Below are 9,143 nucleotides of genomic sequence, written 5' to 3'. Positions count from 1 at the left end.
TCACTTTGCATGTAGCCGACGAACCTGCCGAAACACCGGATGAAGATACGCTGCCTCTGGATGTAGTGGAAATGAGCGCGCCGGAAGCGGTGGAAGCTGAGGTTGCAGCCCCATCCGTGCAAGAACCGGCTTTGGAAGAAGAGGTTGCCGTACAGACTCAACCCACGCCTGCCGCCCCGGCCGAAGACCGTCGCTCGCGGGTCAAAACAACGTTCCTTGGGTTTGAGCGTGCGGACACGCATGTTCAGGAATTGATTGAAACATCAGAACCCGTCTCAAAAACCGAAGCCGCTCAGGAAACTTTCCCGGTTGGTTGGCTGGTGGTGACGGCAGGTCCCGGACGGGGCGCCAGCATCACCCTGACCGAAGGCTTGATGCAAATCGGTCGAAACGATGACCAGGCGATCCAACTGGATTTCGGCGACACGGGTATTTCACGTTCGAACCACGCCGTTATTGCTTATGACCCCGAAGATCGAAAATGCTATCTGGGGCATGGCGGAAAAGCCAACCTTGTTCGCCTGAATGGTAAACCCGTTCTAAGCACAATCGCGCTCTCCAGCGGTGATCTGATCCGCATCAGTGAAACCTCAATCCGATTTATGGCCTTCTGCGATGAAGGTTTTGATTGGCGGGATTCCTGATAGATGCTGGCGACTCCGGCATATGATGTTGCACTGATCCTGAACCAGGGTCAGCGGGAAACGCAGGAAGACGCGATTGCTGCGCGCATGTTCGATGCATCGGACGCGGGCTATATTGCGATCGCTGACGGTATGGGTGGCCACGAGGCGGGCGAAGTGGCTTCAGAAATGGTGATTACCGCCTGGCGGAACGCGCTGGATAGCGAGCTAGAAGCCGATACCTTAAACGAAGGAGCCGCAATTGACGCGCTGCCGTTGGCAGCCATGCAAGCCAATGCAGCGATATCCGACCATAACGAGGCACAGGGCCAGGGTTTCAACATGGGCTCCACCTTGTTGGGTGTCCTCTTTCTGGGTCAGCGTGTGTTCAGGATATCGATCGGAGACAGCCCCCTTTACCTGTTCCGCGAAGGCAGGTTGACACAGGTGAACGAAGACCACTCGATGGCCCCCGTGATCGACGCAAAACTGGCCGCGGGTGAGCTTTCGGAAGCTGAAGCACGGGGATTGGACAGAAACCAACTGACGTCGGTGATCATGGGGGGTGCCATTCCAAAAGTGGATTGCCCAGAAGACCCGCTGATCGTGTCACCCGCTGATATTCTGATCCTTGGCAGTGACGGGCTTCAGTATCTCAGCGACGCTGAGATTCAGGAAATTCTGCGTGAACACCAGCAAGATCTGGCACAGGAAATCGCCGAAGCCTTGCAACTGGCTGTCCAGGCCAAGGACGATCCCGATCAAGACAATCTGTCGATCGCAGTCGCGAAACTTACCAGAAAATAACCAGGCAAAGCAACAGGACCCATGAGAAAACACCTTATCATATCAAGCCTTGCCCTTGCCGCCGCCACCGGCGCGGCGTCAGCGCAAGAGGCATGTTCAAGCTACGAGATTCAGCGCGGCGACAGCCTGCGGGAATTGGCAATCCGAGTTTACGCGACCGAAGATTTTCGGCCAATCTACGATGCGAACCGGGATGTTATCGGCACAAACCCCAATATCATTCGTATTGGTGACGTTTTAAATCTGCCATGTCTGGAAGATGTCGGGCGCGCACCTGAGCTGCCCGACACGGAAGCCGGACGCCTGGCAGCGGAAATGGCCTCGGAACTGGTAAAAGCTGCCGAAGAACGCGCGGAAAAAGCCGTGGCCGAAGCGGAAGCGCGCGTTGCAGCGGCAGAAGCTGAGGCAAAGAAGGCGAGTGAAGATGCGGTCGTGGCTGCACGTGCCGCAGCAAAAGAAGAGATTGAGGCAGCCCGCTCGGAAGCCGCCGCACTGATCAGAAATGCTAACGCTGAAACGCGCCCTGAAATTCGTGATCGTCAGTTGCTGTTGATCACCGGCGGCAATTACGCTCCGTTTACAGACGAAGCGCTGCCCAACCGGGGGCTTTATACGCAACTGGTTGAGACAGCGATGCTGCGGGCCGCGCCAGAACAAGCGTATAAAATTCAGTTCGTGAACGATTGGTCGTCGCATCTGGATCTGTTGATGCCAACACTTGCTTTTGATGGCACTTTCCCCTGGTCGCGCCCAAATTGCGAAGATGCAGAAGCGCTGTCCGAAAGCGACCGCAACCGGTGTGAGACCTACAATTTCTCGAACCCGTTCTACGAGGTCGTGGATACATTCTTTGCTCGCGACGGATCGGGGTACGAACAAACGTTGACATATGCAGACTTTGCCGGAACAACGATCTGCCGCCCGGAAGGCTGGTCGCTGTCTCATATGGACGCGGTGAGCCTTTACGAACCCGTCATCAAGTTGCTGCGGCCCACGTCGCCCGACGACTGCTTTCACGCTGTGATGAACGGAACCGCCGATATCGTGGCAATCGAGGCGCATCTGGCCGAGGAAGCCATCGCGCGGCTTGGCTATAAACACCGGATTATCGAAAACCCCAACCTGGCGGCGATCAAGTCGCTTAATGTCATGACCCATAAAGATAATCCTGATGGGGAAGCGATCTTGGAGACGCTGAATCAGGGTCTGGCAATCATGCAGCAGTCTGGCGAATGGCGCGACATCGTTTCGACCGCCCTGCGCCATCAAATGGAAAATGGATAAGGCCATGTTTGGCCTGACAAACAAAAGTCTGGAGGAAGTGGAAATGTTTAACGAGAAGATTAAGAAACTAGTGCTGTCGGCAACCGCCATCACAGCTCTGAGCGCGGGTGCTGCCGCTGCACAGGAAGCGTGTACAAACTATACAGTGCAAGACGGCGACACGTTGGCAACCATCGCCATCGCCGCCTATGGCACCTCGAACTACCAGCCGATCTTCAACGCGAACAGGAACGCTATCACAAACCCAGGGTCTCTTAATCCTGGGCTGGTGCTGGCCCTACCCTGTGAAGACGGCAGCCTGCCGAACGGCCAAAGCGCGCAGGAAATCATCGCTGCTGAAGAAAAGCGCGCAGCCAGCGTCAAGCGCTCGAATGTCTATGCGCCGCCGATCAAGATGGTGGCGGGTAACGGATGGGAACCGTTCACAACCGAATCTCTGAACGGCGGGGGCATCATGACCCGCCTGGCAACGACCAGCCTTCAGCGGGCCGGAAACAGCCGTGAGTATTCAGTCAGCTTTGTCGACGACTGGAGTTCGCATCTGGATACACTGTTGCCGCTTGGTGCCTTCGATATTTCAATTGCATGGACCGTTCCGGATTGTACCAATCGTACATACGAATGGTCCCCGGAAACCGAAGCTCGCTGCACTCAATTCGTAGCTTCCGTCCCGGTTTACGATATCGTCGGTGGCTTCTTCACACTGCCGGAAAGCGAATACGCAAGCGCGACCAGCTTCAAGGACCTAGAAGGTTCGACTATTTGCCGTATGGCAGGCTGGAGCATGGTTGTTCTGGAAGAACAGGGACTGAACCGCGAGAACACGACTGTGGTTCAACCGAGCTCGGCCCGTGATTGCCTTGACGCTGTATTGACCGGAACCGCAGATGTTGCGGCATTCGAAGTTGATCTGTTCGCATCGACAATGAAAGACATGGGTTTGACTTCGGCTGACATCGTTGAGAACCCCTATGTGTCTACACTGTCGTCGATGAGCTTCCTTGCGCATCGCACCAACCCGTTCGCGCGCGAATACATCGCGATGATGAACAAGGGTCTGATCGAAATGCGTCAATCCGGTGAATGGTACGCGATCATCTCGGATACGCTGCGTGAGCAAAACGCAAAGTTGAACGCGGCTTCGAACTGATCCCTTGGTTCAGCTGAAACTTTGGGGCCGGTACTTGAACCGGCCCATTTTTTTTGAATTATCAGGGCGTTTCAATCGGATGCCAAAATTCGGCCATTTATCTGCTTCAGAAATGCCTCATGCGCGCAGCATCTTGGGAATGAAGTGCAATTTTCCTTCAAATGACACACCCGAGCGAGCTTGAGTTACGTATGATACAGGCTGCCTTGAAATTAAGAAACGGATCTCTGACACGGGCGTCATTGCCGGGGCTGGAGGTTGCTGTTATCTTACCGTGTTACAATGAGGCGATTGCCATTGGTGAAACTGTCAAGCAGTTTCGCGCCGCCCTGCCGGAGGCGGTAATCTACGTATTCGACAACAATTCCACGGACGGCTCAGCCAGAATCGCGCAAGACGCTGGCGCGCTGGTCTATTCTGAAACATATCAGGGTAAAGGCAACGTTGTCCGTAGGATGTTTGCTGACGTAGATGCGGATGTCTACGTTATGGCAGACGGGGATGCGACCTACGACAGTATGGCAGCACCTGACATGATTAATCTGCTGGTCTCGCAAAACCTTGATATGGTTAATGGCGCGCGTGTTAACGAGGACATTCAAGCCTATCGTAGGGGTCATAAGTTTGGAAACGCCTTGTTCAGCGGACTGGTGAAATTCTTCTTTAACAGCAAAATCAACGACCTGCTGTCCGGTTATCGTGTTTTCAGCAGACGCTTTGTCAAAAGCTTTCCAGCGGTTTCCAACGGTTTCGAAATTGAAACTGAACTTACAGTGCACGCGATGCAGATGCGTATGCCGATTGGAGAAGTAGAGACAAAATATGTCTCACGGCTTCCGGATTCAAACTCCAAACTGGCCACATATTCAGATGGGTGGCGAATTCTCAAAATGATTGGCCTTTTGATCAAAGACGAAAAGCCAATCGCGTTCTTCCTGTCTTTGGCATTGTTGATATTCTTACCTTCGCTGTTCGTGTTCGTATCGGTTTTCCGCGAGTTTTTGGAAACTGGCTTAGTTGACCGAATTCCGTCCTTGGTTGTCGCGGTATCCGGTTTTGTCGGAACCATGCTGTCAATCGTGTGCGCGCTGATCCTGGAATCTCTGGCACTTGCCCGGCGTGAGGCGCGTCGCCTGTCTTATCTGCGACACAAAGGTGTTGCAGCGTACGGAACGAAAAGAACACAGACGCCGATTGCCAACCCAGAACCCCGGCGCGTTGGCTAAGACCCAGTCTCCAGTATTTTTGTGAGCACTCGATATAGTGTTCGTGTTCAACCATGGTTGAACTGCTTGGCTGCCCAGCAAATTCTGAGAACCAAAATGAAATGACCAGCACCCCAAATGCTGGTCATTCTCTGAGTGAGTGATAAGGCCCTGAGGCATCACCAGTGAAATTCTGTGTTATCCAAGGTTTAAAACAGTCAGAGCTGCCGTGCTATTAGGGGAATCCCGTAAGTACAAACAAATTCATTATAAAGCATTGTAAATGCATAATACTTTTCTCAACCCACTTTCCGTGACAGTGTCGACGATACAAAAAAGGGACCGCACAACTGTGCCGGTCCCTTTCCGTGTTTTGAACAGGCAAAGGATCACCTGTTTTGCCGTTAGCGATTAGCCGATGATTGCGTTCAACGTTGTGCTGGGCCGCATAACCGCTGCCGTTTTGGCCGGATCGGTGTGATAGTAACCGCCCAAATCCGCAGCTTGACCTTGCGCTGCGGCCAACTCCGACAGGATTTGCCCTTCGTTGACGGCCAGATCCTTGGCCAGCGATGCAAACTCGGCAGCCAGTTCCGTATCTTCGGACTGGGCGGCCAAAGCCTCAGCCCAGTAGCGTGCAAACCAATAGTGGCTGTCGCGATTGTCCGGCTGATCAACTTTGCGGCTGGGTGAGCGGTTGTTGTCCAGAATACCCTGCGTCGCCGCTTCGGCCGCTGCACCCAGAATGCCCGCTTTTTCGTTGCCTTTGCTATCGGCAAGGAAGTTCAGAGATTCACCCAATGCACAGAACTCACCCATCGAATCCCAGCGCAGATGGTTTTCCTCGACCAACTGCTGCACGTGTTTGGGCGCCGAACCACCAGCTCCAGTTTCGAACAAACCGCCACCGTTCATCAGTTTGACGATGGAGAGCATCTTGGCCGAGGTACCCAGTTCCAGGATTGGAAACAGGTCAGTCAGATAATCCCGCAGCACGTTGCCGGTGATGGCAATCGAGTCATTACCTGCTGTGATCGTCTCCAACGACTGACGAGTCGCTTCGCGTGGGGCCATGATCAGGAACTTGTCGGCCACGCCAGCGGCCTCAAGCGCCGGTTTGACATATTTGATAAGCTCTGCGTCATGGGCCCGGTTTGCGTCCAACCAGAAAATCGCCTCGGAACCGGTCAGACGCTGACGGTCCATGGCCAACTGAATCCAGTTCTCAATTGGCGCCTTTTTGACGGTGCAGGCGCGCCAGATATCGCCGGCCTCGACACCGTGGCTGTGCAACGTTTCACCATTGGGCAGAACGATGCGGATTGTACCATCCGCCGGTGCCTCGAAAGTTGTCGGGTGCGAACCGTATTCCTCGGCTTTCTGAGCCATCAGGCCCACGTTCGCCACGGCTCCGGCAGTGGACGGGTTCAACGCGCCATTGGCTTTGAAGAACTTAATGGCCTCATCATAGACGGTCGCGTAGCAGCGATCAGGGATCACACAGTTGGTGTCACCTTTGGCACCCGTCTCATCCCAGCCCTTACCCCCGGCGCGGATCACTGCAGGCATTGAGGCATCAATGATTACATCCGATGGGACATGCAGGTTCGTGATTCCGCGGTCCGAATCCACCATATACATGGACGGGCGGTCCGCCTTGATCGCGTCGATGGCCGTCATGATGTCGGCGTGACCCTGTACGCGCTCCAGCAATGCACCCAGGCCTGAATTTGGGTTCACACCCAACGCATCCAGTTCCGCGCTGAATTTTTCAAACACGGGGGCCAGCCACGCTTTGACCGCATAGCCAAAGATGATCGGGTCTGAAACCTTCATCATCGTGGCTTTCATATGCAGCGAGAACATGGTCCCGTCTTTCTTGGTGTCCTCAATGGCATCTGCAAGGAACGTAGACAGTGCCTTGACCGACATGAAAGTCGCGTCGGCGATGGTCCCTTCTTCCAGCGACCAGCCGTCTTTCAGAACGGTGACGTCACCATCCTTGCCTTCAAATTCGATTGTCGCATCGCCTGCTTGTGCTGCGGTGATGGTGGCCGAAATCTCGTTTGCATAGAAATCATTGGCCGGCATGGACGACACTTTGGTCTTGCTGTCCGACGCCCATTCGCCCATCGAATGCGGGTTGTTCTGGGCATAGTTTTTCACGGCACGCGCCGCACGGCGGTCACTGTTCCCTTCGCGCAGAACCGGGTTAACAGCGGAACCTTTGATCGCGTCATAACGAGCGCGGATCGTCTTTTCCTCATCCGTTGCAGGCTCTGCCGGGTAAGTCGGAATGTCGTAACCCTGCGATTGCAGTTCTTCGATGGCCGCAACCAACTGTGGAACCGAGGCAGAGATATTCGGCAGCTTGATGACATTGGCATCAGGTGTCTTCACCAGCTCGCCCAAATCAGCCAGATCGTCGCTTACCCGCTGATCGTCAGTAAGGTTCTCGGGGAATGCTGCCAGAATGCGTCCCGCAAGGGAAATATCTTTGGTGCCAACGCGAACGCCCGCAGCAGATGCGAACTTGCGGATGATGGGCAGGAACGAGGCGCTGGCCAGTTCTGGCGCTTCGTCTACAATGGTATACAATATGTCGAAGTTCGATTTATCTGCCATATTCTTTTACCTTTTTTAAGCCTTTCGGGGCGTGCTATCCAAGAGTTGCAACCACAATTGCGTGGCGCGAGAGGGGCGAAATCACGATACAGCCCCTGGGTGACTCTGTTTTGACAGGGCTTCCCTTAAATCACGTTTGACTAGGAATCAATCACATCTGCCCGCGCGTTTTGCCACGGGTCAGATTATGTGTCGTGAAACTCTTGGGACTGGGAGGACTGCCCTTGGGCTGGAAGGTCGTGATTAACGAAACCGTTGCCCGGTCTCTGGATCAAAAAACATCACACGCTCTGGCTGTAGGGCGATGCCGATCCGGTCCCCGGTTCTGCTTCGCTGATCGTCCCGTTCCTCAACGATCAGCTTATCACCATTTGGTGTCCGTAAATAGGAATAGGACACGCCGCCCAAAGCTTCGGTCAGATCCACGGTGCAAGTATCGGCCGAACGGTCAATCTGAATATGTTCGGGCCGCATGCCCAATGTCACTTTCGTCCGACCCGAGGGGATAGTTGCAGAAACGGGCAACGGCTTGCCTAGCGCGGGATGGGAGACATGGCCATCCCCATAGTCACATTCCAGAAAGTTCATTGCTGGCGAACCGATGAAACCTGCGACAAACCGGTTGTCGGGATCGCGGTACAAATCCATCGGAGCCCCGACCTGTTCGATACGACCATCCCGCAGCACGACGATCTTGTCGGCCATGGTCATGGCTTCGACCTGATCATGGGTTACGTAAATCATAGTCGCACCGATTTCCTGATGAAGGCGCGCGATCTCAACACGCATTTCCACGCGCAACTCGGCGTCCAGATTGGACAAGGGTTCGTCAAACAGGAAAACGTCGGGGCCCCGAACGATGGCACGGCCAATAGCAACCCGCTGCCGTTGCCCACCAGACAGAGCCTTGGGTTTGCGTTTGAGATACTGGTCAAGTTTCAGAATGTTCGAGGCTTCCTGCACTTTTCTGGTGATCTCGGCCTTTGGGACACCGTTCATGCGCAGCCCAAAGCCCATATTTTCCGCCACGGTCATATGCGGATAAAGCGCATAGGTCTGGAAGACCATCGCCACACCGCGTTTGGCCGGGTCCATATGGGTTACGTCCCGCGCTCCTATGTGGATCTTGCCTTCCGACGTTTCTTCCAAACCTGCGATCATCCGTAGCAATGTGGATTTGCCACATCCCGAAGGGCCAACGAAAACACAGAACTCACCATCTTCGATCTGCAAGTCGATGCCGTGAATGACTTGCGTCTGGCCGTACCGCTTTATTGCTTGGTTCAGGGTTACACCTGTCATGTCGCTTGCATCCTGTCATTGCCGAGGTCTGGTCGCGTTTCAGGGAAACGCCATGCCTGCGCCTCGGTGCTGATTTGTTCAGCCACCCGCCGCACACGAGGCACCCATGCCTCGAGTTGTTCAAAATCCATTCGCTGGGTCGAGCCG

General features: G+C 54.5%; 7 protein-coding genes. 5 read left to right on the top strand and 2 right to left on the bottom strand.

Annotated features, from left to right (window positions below; translation table 11 throughout):
- The 5 genes from AC2FNC_RS18805 to AC2FNC_RS18785 form a co-directional block, all read left to right on the top strand.
- A partial coding sequence (locus tag AC2FNC_RS18805) for an FHA domain-containing protein (protein ID WP_496716251.1) occupies positions 1–644 on the top strand: 644 nt, incomplete at its 5' end.
- Between the two features lie 3 nt (positions 645–647).
- Positions 648–1,430: a PP2C family protein-serine/threonine phosphatase gene (locus AC2FNC_RS18800; RefSeq protein ID WP_480477124.1), complete on the top strand. Its 783-nt coding sequence runs from the start codon at positions 648–650 to the stop codon at positions 1,428–1,430.
- A 21-nt stretch (positions 1,431–1,451) separates the two neighbouring features.
- Positions 1,452–2,714: a type 2 periplasmic-binding domain-containing protein gene (locus AC2FNC_RS18795; RefSeq protein WP_480477122.1), complete on the top strand. Its 1,263-nt coding sequence runs from the start codon at positions 1,452–1,454 to the stop codon at positions 2,712–2,714.
- A 43-nt stretch (positions 2,715–2,757) separates the two neighbouring features.
- Positions 2,758–3,864, top strand: a complete 1,107-nt coding sequence (locus tag AC2FNC_RS18790) for a peptidoglycan-binding protein LysM (RefSeq protein ID WP_480494212.1) — start codon at positions 2,758–2,760, stop codon at positions 3,862–3,864.
- A gap of 242 nt (positions 3,865–4,106) precedes the next feature.
- Positions 4,107–5,090 (top strand): glycosyltransferase family 2 protein, encoded by a 984-nt coding sequence (locus tag AC2FNC_RS18785; RefSeq protein WP_496716250.1) that lies wholly within the window; start codon positions 4,107–4,109, stop codon positions 5,088–5,090.
- 390 nt (positions 5,091–5,480) lie between these two features.
- On the opposite strand, the gene AC2FNC_RS18780 is transcribed toward AC2FNC_RS18785, so the two are convergent.
- Complete coding sequence (locus AC2FNC_RS18780) at positions 5,481–7,694, bottom strand: NADP-dependent isocitrate dehydrogenase (RefSeq protein WP_496716248.1); 2,214 nt, start codon at positions 7,692–7,694, stop codon at positions 5,481–5,483.
- A gap of 243 nt (positions 7,695–7,937) precedes the next feature.
- Positions 7,938–8,996, bottom strand: a complete 1,059-nt coding sequence (locus tag AC2FNC_RS18775; RefSeq protein WP_480519838.1) for an ABC transporter ATP-binding protein — start codon at positions 8,994–8,996, stop codon at positions 7,938–7,940.
- Positions 8,997–9,143: the final 147 nt, after the last annotated feature.

The organism is Ruegeria sp. BHSA123 (assembly GCF_059613425.1).
This window is presented reverse-complemented; position numbering and strand designations above follow the sequence as displayed.

Coding starts and splice junctions, on each gene's coding strand:
- AC2FNC_RS18800 (WP_480477124.1), top strand. CDS start 648: ATGCTGGCGACTCCGGCATATGATGTTGCACTGATCCTGAACCAGGGT.
- AC2FNC_RS18795 (WP_480477122.1), top strand. CDS start 1,452: ATGAGAAAACACCTTATCATATCAAGCCTTGCCCTTGCCGCCGCCACC.
- AC2FNC_RS18790 (WP_480494212.1), top strand. CDS start 2,758: ATGTTTAACGAGAAGATTAAGAAACTAGTGCTGTCGGCAACCGCCATC.
- AC2FNC_RS18780 (WP_496716248.1), bottom strand. CDS start 7,694: ATGGCAGATAAATCGAACTTCGACATATTGTATACCATTGTAGACGAA.
- AC2FNC_RS18775 (WP_480519838.1), bottom strand. CDS start 8,996: ATGACAGGTGTAACCCTGAACCAAGCAATAAAGCGGTACGGCCAGACG.